This is a genomic window from Curtobacterium sp. DN_7.5, assembly GCF_022655355.1.
GTDB lineage: Bacteria > Actinomycetota > Actinomycetes > Actinomycetales > Microbacteriaceae > Curtobacterium > Curtobacterium luteum.
In genome coordinates this window covers 1,556,920-1,579,909 of record NZ_CP093378.1, presented here as the reverse complement: position 1 = coordinate 1,579,909, position 22,990 = coordinate 1,556,920, and the positions used below count along the sequence as shown (strand labels likewise).

The window sequence follows — 22,990 nt, the reverse complement described above, 5'->3', positions numbered from 1 at the left end:
GCCTACTCGAGGTAGTCGCGCAGCGACTGCGACCGCGACGGGTGGCGGAGCTTCGCCATCGTCTTGGACTCGATCTGGCGGATGCGCTCACGCGTCACACCGAACGTGTCACCGATCTGGTCGAGGGTCTTCGGCTGGCCGTCACCGAGACCGAAGCGCATGCGGATCACGCCCGCCTCGCGCTCGGACAGGGAGTCGAGGAGGCTCTCGAGCTGCTTCTGCAGCATCGTGAAGCCCACCGCGTCGGCCGGGACGACCGCCTCGGTGTCCTCGATGAGGTCACCGAACTCCGAGTCGCCGTCCTCGCCCAGCGGCGTGTGGAGGGAGATCGGCTCGCGGCCGTACTTCTGCACCTCGACGACCTTCTCCGGCGTCATGTCGAGCTCACGGGCGAGCTCTTCCGGAGTGGGCTCGCGACCGAGGTCCTGCAGCATCTGGCGCTGCACACGCGCCAGCTTGTTGATGACCTCGACCATGTGTACCGGGATGCGGATCGTGCGGGCCTGGTCGGCCATGGCACGGGTGATCGCCTGGCGGATCCACCACGTCGCGTAGGTCGAGAACTTGAAGCCCTTCGTGTAGTCGAACTTCTCGACCGCACGGATCAGGCCCAGGTTGCCTTCCTGGATGAGGTCCAGGAACTGCATGCCGCGGCCGGTGTAGCGCTTGGCGAGCGAGACCACCAGACGGAGGTTCGCGCCGAGCAGGTGCGACTTCGCGCGCTGGCCGTCGCGGGCCACCCAGCGGAGTTCGCGCTCCTCGGGCTTCGACAGACCGGTCGAGTGCTGCAGCTTGTCCTCGGCGAACAGGCCGGCCTCGATGCGCATCGCGAGCTCGACCTCCTGCTCGGCGTTGAGGAGCGCGACCTTGCCGATCTGCTTCAGGTAGTCCTTCACCGGGTCCGCGGTGGCACCCGTGATGGTCGTCGAGTAGACCGGCGCCTCGTCGTCGTCGGACTGCGAGATGACGAGCGCTCCGGCGGCGACCGCGGCGGCTTCGGCCTTGGTGTCCTTCGGGGCGTCCTCGTCGGTGTCGGCGTCGTCGGCGGTGTCGTCCGCGGACTCGTCCACGGGCTCGACGGGCTCGTCGTCGAGCTCCTCGTCGTCGGCCTTCGCCTTCTTGCCGCCCTTGGCGGTGGTCTTCTTCGGCGCGGCCTTCTTCGCCGGCGCCTTGGTGGCGCGCTTCTTCGGCGCAGCCGTCCCCTCGGCCTCGGCGGTCTCGGCCGTCGTGCCGTCGGGCTCGGTGTCCTTCGTGGGATCGATCGTCGTGCTCCGGGCAGCCATGCGATCACCTCTCTCGTCGTGCCACGTTCGTGGGGTCGTGGCCTCCCTCGCCGCCCAGGGCCGTCGCCGCAGTCCCCCGCGTCAGCCGGTCCTACCTATCCGGGCAGCACTAGGACCCATGTCAAGTCCCCCGGTTTCCGCGCGCTCCGGCAGGAACGTCTGGTCACGAGGGCCCGATGGGTCCGTAGTCATTATTGCACGCCGCGCTTCCGCACACGTGCAACCAGTGCAACCCAGAGCGGGCCGACGCGTATTCCCTCCTGTTCGTGCAGCACGCGGCGGGTCCGGTGCCGCGCGTGCAGGAGCATCACGACGCCGAACCCGACCACCACGTACTGCACGGTGAGGGCGAGTCGGAAGTTCGCCCAGGCGAAGACGGTCTGGCCCGTGGCGCGCGACGCTGCGTCGAGCAGGATCCCGACGAGGAACATCATGACGAACGCCGCGAGGAAGCCGCCGACGTTCACGAGACCGTTCGCCGAGCCCAGGGCCCCGACCGGGTTGAACGAGCGGGCGAAGTCGAACCCGATCAGCGAACCGGGGCCGCCGATGCCCATCGCGACCACCAGGAGGACGAGGAGCCAGGTCGGCGGCTGTCCGGGCCACGTCAGCACCGCGGTCCAGACCACCGCGAGGGCCGCGACGCACCCGAGCACCAGGTTCGACCGGCGGAGCGGGTACCGGGCGCAGAGCACGCCGAGCAACGGACCGGCGACGAAGCCGGTGACGACGATGACGGTCAGGAAGCCCGCGGCCTCGGTCGCGCTGTACCCGAGCCCGCGCAGCATCGGCACGCCCCAGAGGAGCGAGAACACCGTGCCCGAGGACTGCGTCACGTAGTGCGACCAGAACCCGAGCTGCGTCCCCGGGCGCCGGACGGCGTGCGTGAAGGTCCGGAGCGCGCCGCCCCAGGAGTGCGGCAGCGGGATCGCCCCCGTCCGGACCGGCACCGGGCCGTTCCGCACCACGACGAACGCGAGCGCGAACCCCACCGCCCCGGCTGCGGCGGCGACCCCGTACGCAGTGGTCCACCCGGTGGTGTGCAGCAGCAGCGCGAACGGGAAGGCCGACAGCACCTGGCCGACCTGTCCGAGGTTGCCGGTCCACTGCGAGATCTGCGGCAGGATCCGGCCGCTGAACCACATCGGGAGCAGCCGGATCACCGAGATGAACGTCATCGCGTCGCCCGCCCCCACGAGCACGCGCCCGGCGATCGCCGGTCCGATCGTGGGCGACACCGCGACGACGGCCTGGCCGACGACGAGCAGGGCGGCGCCGAGGAGCACGAGCCGGCGCGGACCGAAGCGGTCGAGCGCGATGCCGACCGGGATCTGCAGCGCGGCGTACACCGCGATCTGGACGACAGCGAGGGTCGAGAGGACCGCCGCGGACACCGCGAAGCGCTCCTGCGCGTCGACGCCGGACACCCCGAGGGAGGACCGCTGCACCACCGCGAGCACGTACGCGAGCACCGCGACGCCCCAGACGAGGAAGGCGCGGCGGGAGTTCACCCGGCCAGGCTACCGGCGCGCCAGCACCGGGCCGGATGCGCGGCGCGACCTGTGGAGAACCGCACCCGCGAGGCGGGCGCGCACCGTGCCTCCAGGCAGGAACCGGACGGGAGGCCCGTCCGACGTCCGCGACGCGACCCGCGTCCGACGCCGCCCGGGATCAGTCCGCGGTGCCGTCGCCCTGCGCGCGACGGTCCGCCAAGAAGCGCTCGAGCTCGGCCGCGATCGCGTCCGCCGAGGGGACCTCGCCGTCGACACCGGTGAGCGGCGAGCCGATCGGGTTGCCGGCCATGTACTCGTCGTGCCGTTCCTCGAGGACACCGACGAGCCGCTGCAGCTCGCCGTTGCCCGCGACCTGCTCGTCGACCCGCGACAGGAACTCGCGCCCCTCCTCGCGGAGCGCGTCCGAGGGGAAGATCAGCCCGGTCGCCGCCGAGACGCCCGCGAGGGCCGCGACCGCGGCGTCCGGGAACTCGGTGTCCGACAGGTAGTGCGGGACGAGGAGGACGAGTCCGGTGACCCCGTGTCCGGACTGCGCGAGCCGGTGCTCGACCAGGTGCAGCACGTTCGCGGGAGCCTGGGTCTCCGGCTTCCAGACGCTCATCTGCTCGACGAGGTCGGCGCGCGTGCCCGACACCGTCATCCGGATCGGCCGGGTGTGCGGGACGGGCATCGGGATCGACTGCACCCACGTCGTGTCGGCGACCTGCAGTTGCTCGACGAGGCCGGCCACAGCCGCGACGAACGCGTTCCAGCGGAAGTCCGGCTCGTACCCCGAGAGGAAGAGGAAGGGCTGACCGAGCTCGTCGCGCACGAGGGACAGCGTCAGCCGCGGCACGGCGACCGACTCGATGTGGTCGTGCTCGAAGGTGATCACCGGTCGCCGCGCCCGCCAGTCGAGCAGCACGTCCGGGTCGAACTCGACGACCGTCGTGACGTCGAGCACGCCCTCGATCGACGACGTGACCTGGGCGACCGCGGACCCCGCGTCGGCGAAGCCGGTGAGCGCCGCGACGAGGTGGAGGCCCGCCGGCACCTCGGGGGCACCGTCGACGAACGAGTAGAGGTCCTCGGGGTGGTTCACCGTCCCCATGCTAGGCGGGCACGGGCGACGCCCCGGGCGGCAGGGCCACGCCGACAGCGAACAGGCCGCGGATAGGGTTGGGGCATGGTCCGACCGATCCTCTCCACCGTCTCGTCCGCCCCGACCGACACGGAGGCCGACGTCCTCGTCGTCGGCGTCCGACCGGGGGTGGACGGCGGGCCCGCGACCCTCGTCGACACCGACCTGCTCGGCGACCTCGACCTCGCCGCGATCGGCGTGACGGGCGCCAAGGACCAGCTCGTGCGCCTCCCGGGCACGGGCGTCGCCGCCGCGTCGGTCGCGCTCATCGGCCTCGGCTCGGGCACCGACGCCGCCGCGGTGCGCAGCGCCGCCGGCAGCGCCGTGCGCCAGCTGCCCCTCGCGACGTCGATCGCGCTCGCCCTGCCGACCGCGACCGCCGAGCTGGTCGAGGCGGCCCTCGAGGGTGCGGCGCTCGGGTCCTACGTCTTCACCGCCCACAAGGGCACCGGCACGACCGGGCCCGTCCGCGGCGACCAGCGGATCGCTGTCGTCGCGCCCGCCGGCGTCGAGGTCGACCCGACCCGCGCGTCGGTGGTCGCCGAGGCGGCCGCGACCGTCCGGGACCTCGTCAACACCGCCGCCGGCGACCTCGGCCCCGCGGACGTGGCGGACGTCGCGGTCGCGCAGGCGGATGGCCTCCCCCTCACCGTCGAGGTGCTCGACGAGCACGAGCTCGAGGCGCAGGGCTTCGGCGGGATCGCCGGGGTCGGTCGCGGATCGGTCCGCCCCCCGCGGCTCGTCGTCGTCCGGTACGCGCCCGAGTCCGCGACCAAGCACCTCGCCCTCGTCGGCAAGGGCATCACGTTCGACTCGGGCGGCCTCTCGCTGAAGCCCGCCGCGTCGATGCTCGGCATGAAGACGGACATGACGGGCGCGGCCACGGTGCTCGCCGCGACCGTCGCCGCCGCGAAGCTCGGACTCGACACGAAGGTCAGCGCCTGGCTCTGCCTCGCCGAGAACATGCCGTCCGGTTCGGCCACGCGGCCCGGCGACGTCCTGACGCTCAAGAACGGCAAGACCGTCGAGGTCACCAACACCGACGCCGAGGGCCGGCTGGTCCTCGGCGACGGCATGGCGGCCGCGTCGCTCGAGCACCCGGACGCCATCGTCGACGTCGCGACGCTCACGGGCGCGCAGGTCGTCGCGCTCGGTGACCGCACCACGGGCCTGATGGGCAGCGACGACCTCGTCGCGCAGGTGCGGGCGATCGCGGACGCCGTGGCGGAGCCGATCTGGCCGATGCCGCTGCCCGAGGAACTCGACGCACGGCTCGCCAGCGACGTCGCCGACATGGTCAACGCGACCGTCGGCAACCCGGCCGGCGGCATGCTCCTCGCGGGCAAGTTCCTCGAGCGCTTCGTCGGCGAGGGCATCCCGTGGGCACACCTCGACATCGCCGGCCCCTCGGAGCACAAGGGCGGCGGCTACGGATGGCTCGGCAAGGGCGCCACGGGCGTCATGGTCCGGACACTCATCGCGCTCGCAGAAGAGCTCCAGTCCAGGTAGTAGGTTTGAGTCCGGCGGGGCGGCCGCGTGCGCGCGCACCCCGCCGGACCCACACGGGACGGGACCGGAACCACACGGTCCGACCGTGGGACGCCGCTCGCCGCGGTGTCCACGGGGCCTGACCGGTCCCGAACACGCACGAGGGAGTTGCACCAGGTGACGGAACAGACTTACGACGTCGTGGTCCTCGGTGGCGGCAGCGGTGGCTACGCCGCAGCGCTCCGGGCCGCCGAGCTCGGGATGAACGTCGCGCTCATCGAGGGAGACAAGCTCGGGGGGACGTGTCTGCACCGCGGGTGCATCCCGACGAAGGCGCTCCTGCACGCGGCCGAGATCGCCGACGGCACGCGCGACGCCGAGAAGTACGGCGTGATCGCCGAGTTCGCCGGCGTCGAGGTCCCGAAGGTCATCGAGTACCAGCAGGGCGTCATCTCCTCGAAGTACAAGGGTCTCCAGGGCCTCATCAAGGCGCGGAAGATCACCGTCGTCGAGGGCTGGGGTCGTCTGACCTCGCCGAACACCGTGCAGGTCGGCGACCAGACCGTGACCGGCAAGAACGTCGTGCTCGCGACCGGTTCCTACTCGCGGTCCCTCCCCGGGCTCGAGATCGGCGGCCGGGTCATCACCTCCGAGACCGCCCTCAAGATGGACTACGTCCCGAACAAGGTCGTCATCCTCGGTGGCGGCGTCATCGGCGTCGAGTTCGCCAGCGTCTGGAAGTCCTTCGGTGCCGAGGTGACGATCGTGGAGGCGCTGCCCCACCTCATCCCCGCCGAGGACGAGTCGATGTCGAAGCAGCTCGAGCGCGCCTTCCGCAAGCGCGGCATCGAGTTCTCCCTCGGCGTGCGCTTCCAGGGCGTCGAGCAGCACGAGAACGGCGTCGTCGTCACGCTCGAGGACGGCAAGACCTTCGAGGGCGACGTCATGCTCGTCGCCGTCGGCCGCGGCCCGCTCACCCAGAACATGGGCTTCGAGGAGGTCGGCGTCACGATGGACCGCGGGTTCGTCACGACGAACGAGCGCCTCGCCACGAACGTGCCGAACGTGTACGCCGTCGGCGACATCGTCCCCGGTCTGCAGCTCGCCCACCGCGGCTTCCAGCAGGGCATCTTCGTCGCCGAGGAGATCGCGGGCCTGAACCCGGTCGTCATCTCGGACACGAACATCCCGAAGATCACGTACTCCGACCCCGAGGTCGCGTCCGTCGGTCTCTCCCAGGCGAAGGCCGAGGAGCAGTACGGCGCCGACAAGGTGGACACCTACGAGTACAACCTCGCCGGCAACGGCAAGAGCCACATCATCGGGACCTCCGGCTCGGTCAAGGTCGTCCGCGTGGTCGACGGTCCGGTCGTCGGCGTCAGCATGATCGGAGCCCGCGTCGGCGAGCTCATCGGCGAGGCACAGCTCGTCGTCAACTGGGAGGCCTACCCGGAGGACATCGCTCCCCTGGTCCACGGACACCCCACGCAGAACGAGGCGCTGGGCGAGGCGTTCCTGCACCTCGCGGGCAAGCCCCTGCACGCCCTGTGAACATCATGACCACCACCACGAACCACCCCTGCGAAGAGGAGTCCACCCGATGAGCGAATCCGTCAACCTCCCGGCGCTCGGCGAGAGCGTCACCGAGGGCACGGTCACACGATGGCTGAAGAACGTCGGTGACCGGGTCGAGGTCGACGAGCCGCTGCTCGAGGTCTCGACCGACAAGGTCGACACCGAGATCCCGTCGCCCGTCGCGGGCGTCGTCGAGGAGATCCTCGTCCAGGAGGACGAGACCGTCGAGGTCGGCACCGCGCTGGTGAAGATCGGCGACGGCTCCGGCTCCGGTGACCAGGGCGGCTCCGACGAGGGCGCCGCCGACTCGGGCGCCGACCAGGGGGCGGACGCGGCCCAGGCCGACGCCACCGAGCCCGAGCCCGCCCCGAGCACGGAGCAGCAGGAGGAGCAGAAGGCTCCCGAGCCGCAGCAGGCCGAGCCCGCGCCGGGGGGCCAGACGCAGCCCGCCGCGCCGCAGGCCCCCTCGGCTCCGCCGGTGCCGCAGGCCGCTCCGGTGCCGCCGCCCGCCGCCGCTCCCCCGGCAGCCGTCCCGGCACCCGCCGCAGCCCCCGCGCCGGCTGCTGCTCCGGCTCCGGCCGCAGCGCCGGCTCCGGCCGCGTCCGGGCAGTCGGCCGCCGTGCCGAACCCGACGCAGGACGGCTCGGCCTCCGGCTACGTCACCCCGCTCGTGCGCAAGCTCGCGAACGAGCAGGGCGTCGACCTCGCGACCGTGACCGGCTCCGGTGTCGGTGGACGCATCCGCAAGGAGGACGTCCTCGCCGCTGCGGCTGCCGCCACGAAGCCGGCTGCCGGCGGTCAGACCGCTGCCGCCCCCGCCGGTCCGTTCGTCGCCGAGGTGTCGCCGCTCCGCGGGACCCGCGAGAAGATGACCCGTCTCCGGAAGGTCGTCGCCGAGCGCGCCGTGCAGTCGATGACCTCGACCGCGCAGCTCACCAGCGTCGTCGAGGTCGACGTGACGAAGGTCGCGCAGTTCCGTGACGCGCACAAGGCCGAGTTCCTCGAGAAGACCGGTTCGAAGCTCTCCTTCATGCCGTTCTTCGCCCTCGCGGCGTCGGAGGCGCTCAAGGCGCACCCGAAGATCAACTCGACGGTCGACGGCGAGGAGATCGTCTACCCGGAGACCGAGAACGTCTCGATCGCGGTGGACACCGAGCGCGGTCTGCTCACCCCCGTGATCAAGGACGCCGCGTCGCTGAACCTGGCGCAGTTCTCCCAGTCCATCGCCGACCTGGCCGAGCGCACGCGCAACAACCAGCTCAAGCCGGACGAGCTCGCGGGTGGCACGTTCACGCTGACCAACACCGGTTCGCGTGGCGCGCTGTTCGACACGCCCGTGGTGTTCCTGCCTCAGTCGGCGATCCTCGGGACGGGCATCGTCACGAAGCGTCCGGCGGTCGTGAAGGTCGACGGGCAGGAGGCCATCGCGATCCGCTCGTTCGTGTACCTGGCGCTGTCCTACGACCACCGGATCATCGACGGTGCGGACGCGTCGCGCTACCTCGTCGCGGTGAAGAGCCGGCTCGAGGAGGGCAACTTCGGCCCGAACCTCGGGTACTGAGCCCGGCACCTGCCGAGAACGGCCCCGCTCCCGATCCGGGAGCGGGGCCGTTCCGCGTGCAGGCGGGCGTTCCCGGGCCTCCTGCGGGCGGGTCAGCGGCGGAGTCCCAGGACCGCGGCTCCGGCAACCCCGACCGCGACGACCACCGCGACGACGACCTGGCGGAGCGGGACGCGTCGGCTCCCGAACGGCACCCCGTGCTCGACGAGGTCCCGGATGTGCTCGAGGACTGCGTCGAGGCTGCCGTCCCCCGTGGTCGTGAGCTCGGGCCCGGTCACGCCGACGAAGTCGAAGAGGTCTCTTGGTGGGTCCCACCGCACCGGGCGCGGGGCTGCTGCACCCCGGACGGTCGACCTCGCCGCGGTGACGTCGTCCGGTCGCCCGGAACGCGCCGCCCGGACAGCAGCGTCCACTGCGGGCCGGCAGGGATCTCGGGGGTCGACCCGTTCCCAGACCTGGCGCACCGCGAGCAGGACGGCTTCGAGGCCGTCGACGCCCGGCGGGGTCCGCGGTGACGGAAGCGCTCGCGCTCCGTGCGGGGTCGGCGTCGTTCCGCGCGTCGTCGCCGACAGAGCGACCGACGACACCGTCGCCCCGAACGCGACCGAGGCCGGCGGACGGTCGCAGAGCACCACTGCGCCCGAATCGTCCACCACGACGTCGTCCGGCGACGCCGTCCCGAGCACGATCGCTCCGCCCGATGCCGCGACCGCGAGGTCGAGCAGTGGCATCGTCAGCGTGACGGCGACGCCCGCGTTCGGGACCCCGATCCGGTCCAGCGCCGCCCCGATCGGCACGCCGCTCGGCCGCAGGGCCGCGGCTGCGAGCCGTCCGTCGGGCGTCCGTCCGACGGACAGGACCGGCGCCAGGTGCCGGTCCGTCGACGCCGATCGGTCCGCGACCCAGCCGAGGAACACGTCCTCGGACGTCGCTGCCCACCATCCGCTGCGTTCGCCGTCATCGTCCACGTCGACCATGCTCGTGCGCGCGGAGTCGGGGAGCACGCGGTTCCGCGGCCCTGTGGAGAGCCGTCGTTCGCCCACAGCCTCCTCCGAGCCGGTCTCGGAGGGTGTGCTCAGGCCGTATCCTGTCTGCATGGCACGCAGCAGTTCTTCCGGTACGACGGCGAAGGAGCCGGGTCGTCTCAAGCAGATGTACCAGGTCTTCCAGATGACCCGTCGGGCGGACCCGACGTCCGTCTGGTGGTTCGCTCTCGCCTTCCTCGGCCCCGTCGTCCTCGGCGTGGTCCTGGCACTGGTGCTCCCGGGTCAGAACTGGCTCGCGATCCTGCTGTGGATCGTCGCCGGTGTGCTCCTCGGTGTCCTGCTCTTCCTCATCGTGCTCGGCCGTCTCGCCGAGCGCGCCGCGTACTCGCAGATCGACGGACAGCCCGGCGCGGTCGGCGCCGTCCTCTCGAACTCGCTCCGCCGGCAGTGGCGTTCGAGCGAGATGCCGGTCGCGGTGCACGGCCGCTCGCAGGCCGCGGTGTACCGGGCGGTCGGCACCCCGGGCGTCGTGCTCATCACGGAGGGGCAGCTCGGCAACCTCACGCGGCAGGTCGAGGAAGAGCGCCGCAAGGTCCAGCGGATCGTCCCGAACGTCCCCGTCCATGTCGTCCATGTCGGCTCGGGTGACGACGCCGTCACGCTCCACAAGCTCCCGCGGACGATGAACAAGTTCAAGAAGGCGCTCAACCGCAACGAGGTCCTCGCGGTCGCGAACCGTCTCGACTCGCTCACGCACGGCCCAGCCTCGGCGATCCCGAAGGGCATGGACCCGATGCGTGCCCGTGCCGGGCGCCCGCGCTGACCTGCGGACTCGACACCACAGCGCTCCGTCGCTCACGAGGACGCCCCTGACCGATCGGTCGGGGGCGTCCTCGTGTGTCTGCCACTGCCCGGTCGCAGGCGCTCGGCGCGCTGGGGCGACCTCACATCGCACCGCATCGCTGGACGGTGCGAGGTTCTGCGCACCGTGCGAGGCTCTGCGCTCTGTGGCACCGCATCGCCGGACGGTGCGAGGTTCCGCGCACCGTGCGAGGCGGAGACCCTCGCACGGTGTGCACAACCTCGCACGCTGGTCCCCCGCAGCCCCGGGCGCACCCGGCTGCCGACCGCGACCGCCGCCGATCAGCGCCGGACGAGCACCGTCCCCGCGATCCGGTCGTGCGCCCCGCGGCTGTCGCGGTCGATGATGAGTGCCGGCACGACGAGGCAGAGGAGCACGGTCCGGACCACCGGGCGCCACACCCCGACGTAGCCTCCGCGGATCGGCACCACCCGCAGGCCCACGCAGACGTGTCCGAACGAGCCGGACAGCAGACAGATGAAGAGGATCTGCAGCGCGGCGAAGATGGCGATCTGGACCCAGGAGTGCGCGATGTCACCGGATCCGTTCACCGGGGACCACACGCCCGTCACGTACGCGACGAGGTCGGCCAGGGCGCCGTCGATGAGGAGCGCGACGACCCGGCGACCGATGCGGCCGACGCTGCGGGGCCCGTCCTCCGGGAGCCCGAGGTCCTTCCCAGGCCAGCCGTCCGGGTGTGCGGCGGACGACGACGGGGCGGTACTGCGGGCCATGCTCCCAGCGTAGGCGACGTCGGCCCGCCGCCGGTGCCGCCCCATCGACGACGGAACGACCCCCTCGCGTAACACGCACGAAACAAGGCAGTGACGTCCGGGAAACCCGGTGTCAATAGCCTCGTCGGAGGGTGCCGAAAGGTCCCTGCCGACATCACCCAACCCCACAGGAGATCGACACACATGTTCAGCGATTCCTCCGAGGTGCTCGCCTTCATCAAGGACACGGACGTCAAGTTCCTCGACATCCGCTTCACGGACCTGCCCGGTGTCCAGCAGCACTTCAACATCCCGGCGTCGACGGTCGACGAGGACTTCTTCTCGGTCGGACAGCTCTTCGACGGCTCCTCGATCCGCGGCTTCGCGTCGATCCACGAGTCGGACATGCAGCTCATCCCCGACGTGACGACGGCCTACATCGACCAGTTCCGCGCCGAGCGCACGCTGATCATGATCTTCGACATCTACAACCCGCGGAACGGCGAGATCTACGGCCGTGACCCGCGCCAGGTCGCGAAGAAGGCGGAGAAGTACCTCGCGTCGACGGGCATCGCGGACACCGCGTTCTTCGCCCCCGAGGCCGAGTTCTACATCTTCGACGACGTCCGCTACTCGGTCACGCAGAACAAGTCGTTCTACTCGGTCGACTCCGAAGAGGGCGCGTGGAACACCGGCCGCGAAGAAGAGGGCGGCAACCTCGCGAACAAGACCCCGTACAAGGGCGGCTACTTCCCGGTCTCCCCCGTCGACAAGACGGCAGACCTCCGTGACGACATCACCCTCAAGCTGATCGAGGCGGGCTTCGAGCTCGAGCGCTCGCACCACGAGGTGGGCACCGGCGGCCAGCAGGAGATCAACTACAAGTTCGACACGATGGTCCACGCCGCGGACGACATCCTGAAGTTCAAGTACATCGTCAAGAACACGGCCGACCAGTGGGGCAAGGTCGCCACGTTCATGCCGAAGCCGCTCTTCGGCGACAACGGCTCGGGCATGCACACCCACCAGTCGCTCTGGAACGACGGCAAGCCGCTGTTCTACGACGAGAACGGCTACGGCGGCCTCTCGGACGTTGCGCGCTGGTACATCGGCGGCATCCTCAAGCACGCCCCGGCGCTGCTCGCGTTCACGAACCCGTCGATCAACTCGTACCACCGTCTGGTCAAGGGCTTCGAGGCGCCGGTCAACCTGGTCTACTCGGCCGGCAACCGCTCGGCTGCGATCCGCATCCCGATCACGGGCACGAACCCGAAGGCCAAGCGCATCGAGTTCCGCGCGCCGGACGCCTCGGGCAACCCGTACCTCGCGTTCGCCGCGCAGCTCATGGCGGGCCTCGACGGCATCCAGAACCGCATCGAGCCGCACGAGCCGGTCGACAAGGACCTCTACGAGCTCCCCCCGGAGGAGGCCAAGGGCATCCCGCAGGTTCCGGGTTCCCTCGACGAGGCCCTCGAGGCGCTCGAGGCGGACCACGAGTTCCTCACGAAGGGCAACGTCTTCACCGAGGACCTCATCCAGACGTGGATCGACTACAAGCGTGAGAACGAGATCCTCCCGCTCGCGCAGCGTCCGCACCCGTTCGAGTACGAGCTGTACTTCGGCGTCTGAACACCGCTGACCACGAAGGCCCCGCACCGGTTCCGGTGCGGGGCCTTCTGCGTGCGGCCCGCGTCCCGACACGGGGTGACCGCCTGGAGGCCCGGTGCCGGCCCGACGGACCGGCACCGGGCCTCCAGGCGGTCGCCCCGACGCGTCCGCGCCCACCGTGCGCAGGACGGGACGACGGAACGGGGCCCGCGCCGCCCCCGGCACGGACCCCGCTCGTTGCGGAGGTGGGAACCTACCGTGCCGTCGCCAGCACGTCGTTCGCCCCCGCGGCGACGCTCACGGGTGCACCCGTGACCGGAGTGGGCCGTCCCAGGGAACGGACGGTCCACCCAGCCGTGACCCAGTCCTCGACCGGGAGGCAGTTGCGCGCGTCGATCACGACGCGACGCCCGACGACGTCCCCGAGTGCCACGGGCGACGCCTGGATGATGTCGTCCCACTCGGTCAGGACCAGCACCACGTCGGCGCCCTCGATCGCTGCCTCCTTCGTGGCTGCGTAGGTGAGGGTCGGGAACGAGCGGCGGGCGGTCTCGTTCGCCTCCGGGTCCCACAGCGAGACCTGGGCGCCGCGGAGGTGCAGTGCGGCGGCGACGTTGAGCGCCGGCGAGTCCCGGACGTCGTCGGTGAGCGGCTTGAAGGCGGCACCGATCACGGCGATGCGACGGTTCAGCACGGAGCCGCCGACGGCCTCGATCGCCATGTCGATGACGCGCTCGCGCTGCCCCATGTTGATCTCGTCGACCTGCTGCATGAGGCCGACGACACGTCCGGCGCCGAGCTCGTTCGCGCGGTGCATGAGCGCACGGATGTCCTTCGGCAGGCAGCCACCCCCGAAGCCGAGGCCGGCGTTGAGGAACTTCCGGCCGATCCGGGCGTCGTGCCCGAGGGCGTCCGCCAGGGTCGACACGTCGGCACCGGTGATCGCGCACATCTCCGAGATGGCGTTGATGAAGGAGATCTTCGTCGCGAGGAATGCGTTCGCGCTCACCTTGACGAGCTCCGCCGTCGCGAGGTCCGTGGTGATGACCGGGCAGCCCTCGGCGATCGGTGCGGCGTAGACCTCGCGGATGACCGCGTCGGCCTCGGGCGAGGCACCGCCCCAGACGAGGCGGTCCGGGTGCAGGGTGTCCTCGACGGCCTTGCCCTCGCGGAGGAACTCGGGGTTCCAGATGAGCTCCGCGTCGATGCCGGCGGGGGTGAACTCGCGGACGAGCTCACGGAGCCGGGCTGCGGTGCCCACCGGGACGGTCGACTTCCCGACGATGAGGCCGGGGTGCGTGAGGTGCTCGGCGACGCCGCGCGTGGCGGCCTCGACGTAGGACAGGTTCGCGGCGTGCGACCCGGCCTTCTGCGGGGTGCCGACGCAGACGAAGTGCACGTCCGCGGCGGCGACGGCCTCGGGGAGCGACGCCGTGAAGCGGAGCTTGCCGCTCGCCACGTGCTTCGTGATGAGCTCGGGCAGGCCGGGCTCGAAGAACGGGACCTCGCCGGCGGTCAGGGCGGCGAGCTTCGCGGGGTCGACGTCCACGCCGATCGTCTCGAAGCCCATCTCGGCCATGGCGGCCGCGTGCGTCGCGCCGAGGTAGCCGGTGCCGATGACGGAGATGACGGGAGCGGGACGCACGTCCGAGGAGGACGGGGAGGACGGGGCCGGGGTCTTCTTCTGAGCGGTCATTGCTTGACCTCCTGCAGGTCGTAGTCGGTGTCAGTGCGCGCGATGCCGTCCACGAATGCCTGGAGGCTGTCGGCGCGGGAGTTGAGTCGCCAGTCGTTGGTGGTGCGCGTGCCGTCGACGATCGTGGTGGCGGTCTCGCTGAAGTACGAGAAGCCGATGACGTCGTCGTTCGCCGGGTCTGCGAGGCCGTCGAAGAGCGAGGTGATCCACTTCGCCTTCTGACCGTTCGTGACCGACGTGCCGGTCTCGGTCGCGCCCACCTCGGACAGGAGGATCTTCTTGTCGGGGGCGATCTCGCGGAGCTGCGCGAGCGTCTTGCCGAAGGTGGTGTCGAACGTCGGGTCCTCGGACGCGGTCCGGTAGTACCCGCTCATGCCGACCCAGTCGACGTACTCCGACTGCGGGTAGTACTCGCGCAGGTAGTCGAGCTGCATGTACTTCGGGTTGCCGAGCTTGTCGATGCGGCTCGGCGCCCAGTTCCAGATGACGTACTGGTTCGCGCCGTTCGCCTGGAAGACGTCGTGCACGTGCTGCCACATGGCCACGTAGGAACCGGCGGCGTTCTGCTGGGCGGTGCCCTCGGACCAGTTGTACCAGGAGCCGTTCATCTCGTGATCGAGGCGGATGACCATCGGCTGCTTGTTCGCTGCGAGGGCCTTGGCGTACTTCGTGAGGTAGGCGTCGAACTTCCCGGTGACGATGTCCTCGTTGGTGTACCCAGGGACGTACTTCGCGTCGTTGCCGGTCTTCGCGGGCGCGGTCTCCCACGTCATGAGCGGCAGGCGACCGTTCGCCCACGAGCGCTGGACGGCGCTGGCGTTGAAGTCCTGGTCGAAGCCCTGGAAGAACCCCACCATGTTCGTGGCCTTGCCGACCTGCTGCGACACCTCGTCGTACTCGGCCCAGTTGAAGGGTGACTGCGCCGTGTACAGGCCGTACCACCGCGTGGGCTGGGCCATGATCTGCGCCTTGGTCGGCACGGAGACCGGCGTGGTGCCGTCGGGGTCCTTCGAGGGGCCGCCGTTCGGGTTGGTCACGCCGTGGTCGCCGGAGCCGGAACCCTTGCCCGAGCCCGACCCGGAGGCCGCGTTCCCGCCGGACGTCCCGCTACCGCCGGACGAGCCCGACGCGGACCCGGCGGAACCGGCCCCGTCGGAACCGGAGCCCGACCCGCTCGCGGTGGTCGTGCCTCCCGTCCGGCTCTTCGCGGCGCCGAGCTGCGACTGCAGCGATGCGATCTGCGCCTTGAGGTCGGCGATCTGGTCCCCGCGGGAACCGGCCTTGGCCGTCGTCGAGTCGAGCTTGCCCTCGAGCGCCCAGATCTTCTCCTGGGCGGCGGTGAGCTGCGTCTGCAACTCCGCCGCGGAGACCTTCTTCTTGGGCGGGGTGACGCCGAGCGCCTGGTGGACGGCGGTCGACACCGGGCCCGAGGGCGACACCCAGACGGTCCAGGTGATGAGTCCGAGGACCACCAGGATCGCGGTCGTCCCGAGGGCGGTGAGCTTGGCGTGCTTGCTGGACTGGGCCCACCAAGCACCGGAGGAGCGGATGAGGTCAGACAATGAGGAACGCCTCCAGGGCGAAGATCGCGATGCCGATGACGTACGGGATCGCGGCGTACGGGTTGTAGCGGCGGACCTTGACCGGTCGGGCCGCTGCGCGCGAGGTCGCGGCGGGCTCCGTGGAGCGTCGCGTCGCGAGCACCGTCGCGGTGGAGTTCGTGGTGGCGTCGGCGCCGGGCGCGAACGACGGCCGGGCCGTGCCTGCACCTGCGCCTGCGCCTGCGCCGAAGATCTCGTCGAACGCGCGGTCGGCAGCTGCCTGGTCGTCGCGGACCCGGCCGGCGTCGACCGGGCTCACCGGCGTCTGCGTGGCCACCGGGAGCGGCTGCGCGGCCGCCGACGGGTCCTCCTCCATCGGACCGCCGGCGTAGGCGCCGGCACGGGTCCCCCAACCGGACGCGTGGGCCAGGCGGAAGAAGCCGATGAGGCGGATCGGCATGAGGAAGAACGTCGACACGATGATGAACATCGGCAGGCGGAAGAAGTCGCTCGGCTTCTCGGACAGGTGCCGGATCTGGCGAATCGCCATGCTCAGCACGGACGAGACCACCATGAGCGCGGCGACGTAGACGAAGCCGGTGCTGAAGCCGTACTGCTGCAGGATGCCCTGGTACAGGTTCTCGCCCTGCCCGGTGAGCGCGCGGTAGATCCAGCCCGCGATCACGCCGAAGAGCATGAACGGAAGGATGATGTCCGTGATGAAGAAGGCCGCCAGGATCGGCGCGTGCCCGATCATCCACGGGAGCATCCGGAGCGTGTTGTACTGCGAGCCGCGGGCCCAGCGGAGCTGCTGCTTGAACAGCTTCTTCACCTGGAGCGGAGCGTCCGTGTACACGAGCGACGTGTACTGGTAGACGGTCCGGTAGCCCTCCTTGAGGGTCAGGTTCGTCAGGGTGCGGTCGTCGGAGACCTCGAGGAAGACGCCCATGAACTTCTCGTGCATGAACCTGTCCATGACCCGCACGAGGATGTTCCGCCGGAAGGCGATCGTTCGGCCGGGCAGGCAGCCGATCTGGCCGAGGACGCTCTGCGCGGGCATCGAGTAGAGCGCGCGCGAGTTCTCGAGCCAGTCGGCCCAGCGGGTGATCCAGCTGCGGGTCGGCTCGAGGATGCGCTGACGGGTGGTCACGCCGCCGACGGACTCGTCGGCGAACGGCTTGAGGAGCTCCTCGAGCGTGCCGGGGGTCCAGACGGTGTCCGAGTCGACGAGCACGGTGATGTCGCCGGTGGACATCTCGGTGCCGACCTTGACGGCGTTGCGCTTGCCGGGGATCGGGGTGTGGGTCCAGCGGACGAGCGGGGCGAACTCGTCGCAGACCTCCTCGAGGGCCTCGTTGCGGGCGCCGTTGATGACGACGATGATCTCGCCGGGGCGCTGCTCGACCATGCGGCCGATGACGTCGCGGAAGAGGTCGAGTGGCTCGTCCACCACGGGGACGACGACGCTCGTCGTCCCGGTGTACGTGCCGGTGAAGGGGCGGTAGCGGGCGGACAGGACGACCTTGAGCAGCCAGAGCAACCAGATCACCGCGGAGTACACGGCGAACAGGTAGAACTCGGGGTGCCCTTCGACCATCTGCCGGATCTGCAGAATGAAGGTGAACATCGATCCCTGCTTCAACGTTCGAGGTGGGGATTCCGCTTCATCGAGGAACCTGTGGTCGGTTCGGGTGGGGCCAATCGTGCAGAAAGCGCAGGGCCCGCGCAACACGACCCCCGAGTGGGGGCGTTACGAACGCGTTACGGGGTACACCCTGGTCCCCCACTCAGCGGCGGCTTGGTGTCCCCCCGACTGCTGACAGCAGTCCGGCGGACCGCTCCATCAGCCGAACCGGCACACTCCTCGCCTCCAGCCTGCGCGACCCTCGGGTCGAATCAGATCGAAAATCCCCGGTCAATCAGGTATTTCTTCGCTCGCGGGACGCGGTCGGGTCGCGTCGTTCGGTGTCGACCCGAAGACGGTAACGGCCGGGTAACAGGCTGGGAGCGGTCCCAAGAGCGGGGTACAGGGTTCACAGCTGCGGGGGACGGTTCCGGACACACGGAATTCACCTTCGACGGCACGTCATGTTCGGGCGAACGACGTCGGCTCGGGCGTGTCGCGGCTTCGCCGGTCGCGTCTCGAGCCGCGGTGGGAGCGCGCCGGGCGGGAGCGGACGGCGGGCTGGAGGCACGGGTCGGCCCCGCCACGGGCCTCCTGTCGGGTACGGGGAACGCGTCGGACGGGCGGTGCGGGCCGGCGCAACCACGGGCCTCCTGTCCGGCCGCTGGCGCGGATCGCGCCCCGCTGCGGACGCCGCGCGCCGGCGTGCCGGCGTGCCGGCGCGCAGTGCCGCGCCGGTCAGGCCCCGTAGAACGCGCGCTCGAACACCTGCCGGGCGCGCCGGGTCACACCGAGGTAGTCCTCCTCGAGCTGCGTGGCCGACCCCGGCGGGTACTCCATGAGCCGCGCAATGCCCTCGAGCTGGATCCGGTCGACGGGCAGCACGTCGGTCGTCTTCCCCGACCACAGCACGAGCGCGCTCCGAGCCCGGGACGCGAACCGCCACGCCGCGCCGAGCTTGTCGGCGTCGTCCGGCGCGACGAGCCCGGCGTCGGTGGCGGCGGCGAGGGCCTCGAGCGTCGAGGTCGTCCGGAGCCCGGGCACGGTCAGCGCGTGCTGCAGCTGGAGGAGTTGCACGAACCACTCGACGTCGCTGAGCGATCCGCGCCCGAGCTTGAGGTGCCGAGCCGGATCGGCGCCCCGGGGCAGCCGTTCCGACTCCACACGGGCCTTGATGCGCCGGACCTCGCGGACCTGGTGGTCGTCGATGTGCTCCGGGTAGCGCGTGCGGTCGGCGAGGTGCTCGAAGTCGCGGAGCAGCTGCTGGTCCCCCACGGCTCCGCGGGCACGGAGCAGCGCCTGCGCCTCCCAGGTCAACGACCACCGCGCGTAGTAGGCGGCGTAGGACTCGAGCGTGCGCACGAGCGGCCCGTTCTTGCCCTCGGGGCGCAGGTCGACGTCGAGCTCGAACGGGTGGATGGCGTCCTCGGTGAGCCGGCCGAGCTCGCGCACGATCGCCTGGGCGGCGCGGGAGGCGACCTCGGGCTCGGTGCCCTCGGCGGCGCGGTACACGTACAGGACGTCGGCGTCGGACCCGAAGCCGAGTTCGCGGCCCCCGTAGCGACCCATCGCGACGATGCCGAACTCGAGTCCCTCGGGCGCGCCGCGGCGGGCGAGGGTGAGGGCGCCGGCGAGGGTGGCCTCCGTGACGTCGGTGAGGGCCGGCCCGAGGGCGTCGACGTCGAGCCAGCCGAGCACGGCGGCCATGCCGAGCCGCAGGGTCTCGCGCCGTCGGGCCGAGCGGACGAGCGCGGCGGACCCGTCGAGATCGTTCCCGTGCCGGGCCGTCGTCGCGGTCATCTCGGCGAGCAGCGACTCCATCGGTCGCGGACGGAGGAGCGACTCCGGCTCGTCGAGCCAGGCCACGGCCTCCGGGAAGCGCTCGAGCAGCCCGGAGAGGAACGCGGACTCGGACAGGACGGTGGTCAGCGAGTGGGCCGCCCCGGACGAGTCGCGGAGCATCCGGAGGAACCAGCTCGACTCCCCCAGGGTGTCGCTCAGCCGACGGAACGCCAGGAGCGCCCGGTCCGGTGCCGGCCCCTCGGCCATCCACCGCAGGAGCACCGGCAGCAGGTTCCGTTGGATCGCGGCGCGGCGGCTCGTGCCCTGCGTGAGCGCACGGATGTGTCCCAGCGCGCCCGCGGGGTCCGCGAAGCCGATGGCGCCGAGACGGTCCGCGGCCTGGTCGCTGGTGAGGACGATCTCGCCGTCGGTGGCCGCCACCGCGGACAGCAGCGGGCGGTAGAAGAGCCGCTCGTGGAGCCCGCGGACCTCGAGCTTCACCGTGCGCCAGCGGTCCTCGAGCGCCGCCGCCGAGGTCGCGAGACCGCTCGACCGTGCGAGGACGCGGAGTTCGTCCTCGTCGGAGGGCATCAGGTGCGTGCGCTGCAGACGGCGGAGCTGGATGCGGTGCTCCAGGACACGGAGCAGCGCGTAGTCGGGGCCGAACCGCGCCGCCTCGGGCCGCCCGACGTAGCCGGCCGCGGTCAGCGCGTCCATCGCCTCGAGCGTCGAGCGCACCCGGACGCTCTCGTCGTCACGGCCGTGCACGAGCTGCAGCAGCTGCACGGTGAACTCGACGTCGCGCAGCCCGCCCGGGCCGAGCTTGAGCTGCCGGTCGACCTGGGCGTCGGGGATGTGCTCGGTGACCCGCTCCCGCATGCGCTGCACCGATTCGACGAAGCCAGGCCGGGTGGCGGAGGTCCACACGAACGGCGCCACGGCCTCGGCGTACCGGCGTCCGAGGTCGGCGGACCCGGCGATCGGTCGAGCCTTGAGGAGCGCCTGGAACTCCCACTCCCGCGCCCACCGCTGGTAGTACGCCACGTGAGAGTCGAGCGTGCGGACGAGCGCGCCGTCCTTGCCCTCGGGCCGGAGGTTCGCGTCGACCTCCCACAGCGCGGGCTCGGCCGCCAGGTCGGTGATCGCGTGGGTGGCGGCGACGGCGAGCCGGGTGGCGATGAGCACTGCGCGGTCCGTGCCGACCCCGGTGTCCGCGTCGTCGTCGCGGGTGGGCTCGGTCACGAAGATGACGTCGACGTCGCTGACGTAGTTGAGCTCACGGGCGCCTGCCTTGCCCATCGCGATGACGGCGAGCGGGGTGGCCTCGACGTCGGCGTCGGGGAACGGCACCTCGCGCCGGGCGACGTCGACCGCGGCCTCGAGTGCCGCGCCCGCGAGGTCCGCGAGCCCGGCGGCCACGGCGGGGAACGCCTCGGTCGGGGCGTCGTGCAGGACGTCGAAGAGCGCGATCTGCGCGAGGTGCCGGCGGTAGCGCACCCGGAGGCGGAGCCGGGCGTCCTCACCGGTCGCGCCGTCGACCGCGGCGAGCAGGGAGGCGGTGTAGTCGTCCTGCGTCCACGGCGGTGTCACCGGGTCGAACAGCAGGGCGAGTTCGGCGGGGCGGCGGTGCAGGAACTCCCCCAGCCCGACGGACGCGCCGAGGAGCCGGACGAGCCGTGCGGCCGCGGCCCCGTCGGCGAGGACGGCTCCGAGTTCGTCGGGCGCGCGCTCCGAGAGGCGTTCGAGCAGGCGGAGCGCTCCGTCCGGGTCGGCGGTCGCGCCCCAGACCGCTGCCGGGTCGAACCTCGGGAGGCCGGACCCGCCCCCGGCGGACACGGGGCGTGCGCCGGCGTCGGCTGCGGCAGACCCGTTGCCGACCGCGGCAGACCCGTTGCCCGCATGCGGCAGGACGGCGCCGAACCGCGCCTCCAGGCCGGGGACCCGTTCGAGCGCGGCGATCCGTTCGAGGCTCTCCGACAGCTCGGCGAAGCCGAGCCGGGCGAGCTCGGACCGTGACGTCTTCGTCCGACCGGTCATGCGGGCAGTGCTAGAGCGCGCCGAGGTTCGTGTCGAGCTCGAACGGCGTGACCTGGTCGCGGTAGGCCTGCCACTCCTGCCGCTTGTTGAGCAGCACGAAGTTGAAGACCTGCTCGCCGAGGGTCTCGGCCACGAGCTCGGAGTCCTCCATGAGGCCGAGCGCGTGGTCGAGGCTCGCCGGGAGCTGCTTGTAGCCGAGGGCCCGACGCTCGGAGTCGGACAGGCTCCAGACGTTGTCCTCGGCCTCGGCGGGGAGCTCGTAGCCCTCGTCGATGCCCTTGAGGCCGGCCGCGAGGAGGAGCGAGTACGCCAGGTACGGGTTCGCGGCGGAGTCGATGCCGCGGTACTCGATGCGGGCCGATTGCCCCTTGTTCGGCTTGTAGAGCGGGACGCGGACCAGGGCCGAGCGGTTGTTGTGGCCCCACGTGACGAACGACGGGGCCTCGTCGCCGCCCCAGAGGCGCTTGTACGAGTTCACGAACTGGTTCGTGACCGCGGTGATCTCGGGCGCGTGGCGGAGGACCCCGGCGATGAAGTGCTTCGCCGTCTCGGACAGCTGGTACTGGCCCCCGGCCTCGTAGAAGGCGTTCTGGTCGCCCTCGAACAGCGACACGTGCGTGTGCATGCCCGAGCCCGGCTGACCGGACAGCGGCTTCGGCATGAACGTCGCGTAGACGCCCTGCTCGATCGCCACCTCCTTCACGACCGTGCGGAAGGTCATGATGTTGTCCGCCATGGTCAGCGCGTCGGCGTAGCGGAGGTCGATCTCGTTCTGGCCGGGACCGGCTTCGTGGTGGGAGAACTCCACCGAGATGCCGAGGTCCTCGAGCATCCGGACCGAGCGGCGGCGGAAGTCGTGCGCGCTGCCGCCGGGGACGTTGTCGAAGTAGCCGGCCTGGTCGACGGGCTGGGGGCCGCCGTCCTTCCACTCGCGGCTCTTCAGGAGGTAGAACTCGATCTCCGGGTGCGTGTAGAACGTGAACCCGCGCTCGCTCGCCTTCGCGAGGGTGCGCTTCAGGACGTTGCGCGGGTCGGCGACCGCGGGCTGGCCGTCCGGCGTCGTGATGTCGCAGAACATCCGGGCCGTGGGGTCGATCTCGCCGCGCCACGGGAGGATCTGGAACGTCGAGGGGTCCGGGTGCGCGAGCACGTCGGCCTCGTAGCTGCGGGTCAGGCCCTCGATCGCGGAGCCGTCGAAGCCGATACCCTCGGCGAAGGCGCCCTCGACCTCGGCCGGCGCGATCGCGACCGACTTGAGCGTCCCGATGACGTCGGTGAACCAGAGTCGGATGAACTTGATGCCGCGCTCCTCGATGGTGCGGAGCACGAAGTCCGTCTGCTTGTCCATTGACGCCCTTTCCGTGGTGCAGCTGGTCCAGCTGGGAGTCTCAGCCTATTGGTTCTCCGGTCAGTCTTCGTCGTCCCAGCGCTCGTTGTTCGCCTTGATGCGGTCGAGGGCGTGCTGCGCCTCCTCGCGGGTCTCGAACGGGCCGATGCGGTCGCGCTGCGGGGACTGCGGGCCCTGCTCGACGGCGTGCGTCTTCTCGTTGAACCACCACTGGGACTCGATGCGTTCGTCGCTCATGCCGCCACCGTACCC

Annotated in this window: 16 protein-coding genes; 5 read left to right on the top strand and 11 right to left on the bottom strand. The window is 71.1% G+C overall.

Features of this window, described 5'->3' with window-relative positions; genetic code table 11:
* Window positions 1–2 precede the first annotated feature (2 nt).
* From MON03_RS07345 to MON03_RS07335, 3 genes are all read right to left on the bottom strand, one after another.
* Window positions 3–1,283 (bottom strand): RNA polymerase sigma factor, encoded by a 1,281-nt coding sequence (locus MON03_RS07345; RefSeq protein WP_242091288.1) that lies wholly within the window; start codon window positions 1,281–1,283, stop codon window positions 3–5.
* A 191-nt stretch (window positions 1,284–1,474) separates the two neighbouring features.
* Window positions 1,475–2,794, bottom strand: coding sequence for an MFS transporter (locus tag MON03_RS07340; RefSeq protein ID WP_242091287.1), 1,320 nt, complete (start codon window positions 2,792–2,794; stop codon window positions 1,475–1,477).
* Window positions 2,795–2,954: 160 nt separating this feature from the next.
* Complete coding sequence (locus tag MON03_RS07335; protein ID WP_242091286.1) at window positions 2,955–3,887, bottom strand: proteasome assembly chaperone family protein; 933 nt, start codon at window positions 3,885–3,887, stop codon at window positions 2,955–2,957.
* A gap of 75 nt (window positions 3,888–3,962) precedes the next feature.
* On the opposite strand from MON03_RS07335, the gene MON03_RS07330 reads away from it, so the two are divergent.
* The 3 genes from MON03_RS07330 to sucB all read left to right on the top strand — a co-directional run bounded on the left by MON03_RS07330 (window position 3,963) and on the right by sucB (window position 8,541).
* Window positions 3,963–5,426: a leucyl aminopeptidase gene (locus MON03_RS07330; protein WP_188888889.1), complete on the top strand. Its 1,464-nt coding sequence runs from the start codon at window positions 3,963–3,965 to the stop codon at window positions 5,424–5,426.
* Between the two features lie 156 nt (window positions 5,427–5,582).
* A complete protein-coding gene (gene lpdA / locus MON03_RS07325; RefSeq protein ID WP_175327732.1) occupies window positions 5,583–6,956 on the top strand; it encodes a dihydrolipoyl dehydrogenase in 1,374 nt (457 codons plus the stop codon).
* 49 nt (window positions 6,957–7,005) lie between these two features.
* A complete protein-coding gene (gene sucB / locus MON03_RS07320) occupies window positions 7,006–8,541 on the top strand; it encodes a 2-oxoglutarate dehydrogenase, E2 component, dihydrolipoamide succinyltransferase (RefSeq protein WP_242091285.1) in 1,536 nt (511 codons plus the stop codon).
* A 92-nt stretch (window positions 8,542–8,633) separates the two neighbouring features.
* On the opposite strand, the gene MON03_RS07315 is transcribed toward sucB, so the two are convergent.
* On the bottom strand, window positions 8,634–9,638 hold the full coding sequence (locus MON03_RS07315) for a hypothetical protein (RefSeq protein ID WP_242091284.1): 1,005 nt from the start codon (window positions 9,636–9,638) through the stop codon (window positions 8,634–8,636).
* Here MON03_RS07315 and MON03_RS07310 point away from each other — a divergent pair.
* Complete coding sequence (locus MON03_RS07310) at window positions 9,637–10,350, top strand: DUF4191 family protein (protein ID WP_242091283.1); 714 nt, start codon at window positions 9,637–9,639, stop codon at window positions 10,348–10,350. The genes MON03_RS07315 and MON03_RS07310 overlap by 2 nt on opposite strands.
* Before the next feature lie 320 nt (window positions 10,351–10,670).
* Here the strand turns inward: MON03_RS07310 and MON03_RS07305 are convergent, their stop codons facing one another.
* On the bottom strand, window positions 10,671–11,123 hold the full coding sequence (locus tag MON03_RS07305; RefSeq protein ID WP_242091282.1) for an RDD family protein: 453 nt from the start codon (window positions 11,121–11,123) through the stop codon (window positions 10,671–10,673).
* Window positions 11,124–11,306: 183 nt separating this feature from the next.
* On the opposite strand from MON03_RS07305, the gene glnA (MON03_RS07300) reads away from it, so the two are divergent.
* Window positions 11,307–12,731 (top strand): type I glutamate--ammonia ligase, encoded by a 1,425-nt coding sequence (glnA, locus tag MON03_RS07300; protein ID WP_058724294.1) that lies wholly within the window; start codon window positions 11,307–11,309, stop codon window positions 12,729–12,731.
* 232 nt (window positions 12,732–12,963) lie between these two features.
* On the opposite strand, the gene MON03_RS07295 is transcribed toward glnA (MON03_RS07300), so the two are convergent.
* From MON03_RS07295 to MON03_RS07270, 6 genes are all read right to left on the bottom strand, one after another.
* Window positions 12,964–14,406 carry a UDP-glucose dehydrogenase family protein gene (locus MON03_RS07295; protein WP_022904951.1) on the bottom strand — a complete coding sequence of 481 codons (1,443 nt, stop codon included), beginning with the start codon at window positions 14,404–14,406 and terminating at the stop codon, window positions 12,964–12,966.
* Window positions 14,403–15,968, bottom strand: coding sequence for a glycoside hydrolase family 26 protein (locus MON03_RS07290; RefSeq protein ID WP_242091281.1), 1,566 nt, complete (start codon window positions 15,966–15,968; stop codon window positions 14,403–14,405). The genes MON03_RS07295 and MON03_RS07290 overlap by 4 nt, the downstream gene beginning before the upstream one ends.
* Window positions 15,961–17,574, bottom strand: coding sequence for a glycosyltransferase family 2 protein (locus MON03_RS07285; protein WP_242091280.1), 1,614 nt, complete (start codon window positions 17,572–17,574; stop codon window positions 15,961–15,963). Before MON03_RS07285 ends, MON03_RS07290 begins: the two co-directional genes overlap by 8 nt.
* A 735-nt stretch (window positions 17,575–18,309) precedes the next feature.
* Window positions 18,310–21,390, bottom strand: coding sequence for a bifunctional [glutamine synthetase] adenylyltransferase/[glutamine synthetase]-adenylyl-L-tyrosine phosphorylase (locus MON03_RS07280; protein ID WP_242091279.1), 3,081 nt, complete (start codon window positions 21,388–21,390; stop codon window positions 18,310–18,312).
* Between the two features lie 10 nt (window positions 21,391–21,400).
* A complete protein-coding gene (glnA, locus tag MON03_RS07275; protein ID WP_175327725.1) occupies window positions 21,401–22,738 on the bottom strand; it encodes a type I glutamate--ammonia ligase in 1,338 nt (445 codons plus the stop codon).
* Between the two features lie 60 nt (window positions 22,739–22,798).
* Complete coding sequence (locus MON03_RS07270; RefSeq protein ID WP_148286109.1) at window positions 22,799–22,975, bottom strand: SPOR domain-containing protein; 177 nt, start codon at window positions 22,973–22,975, stop codon at window positions 22,799–22,801.
* Window positions 22,976–22,990: the final 15 nt, after the last annotated feature.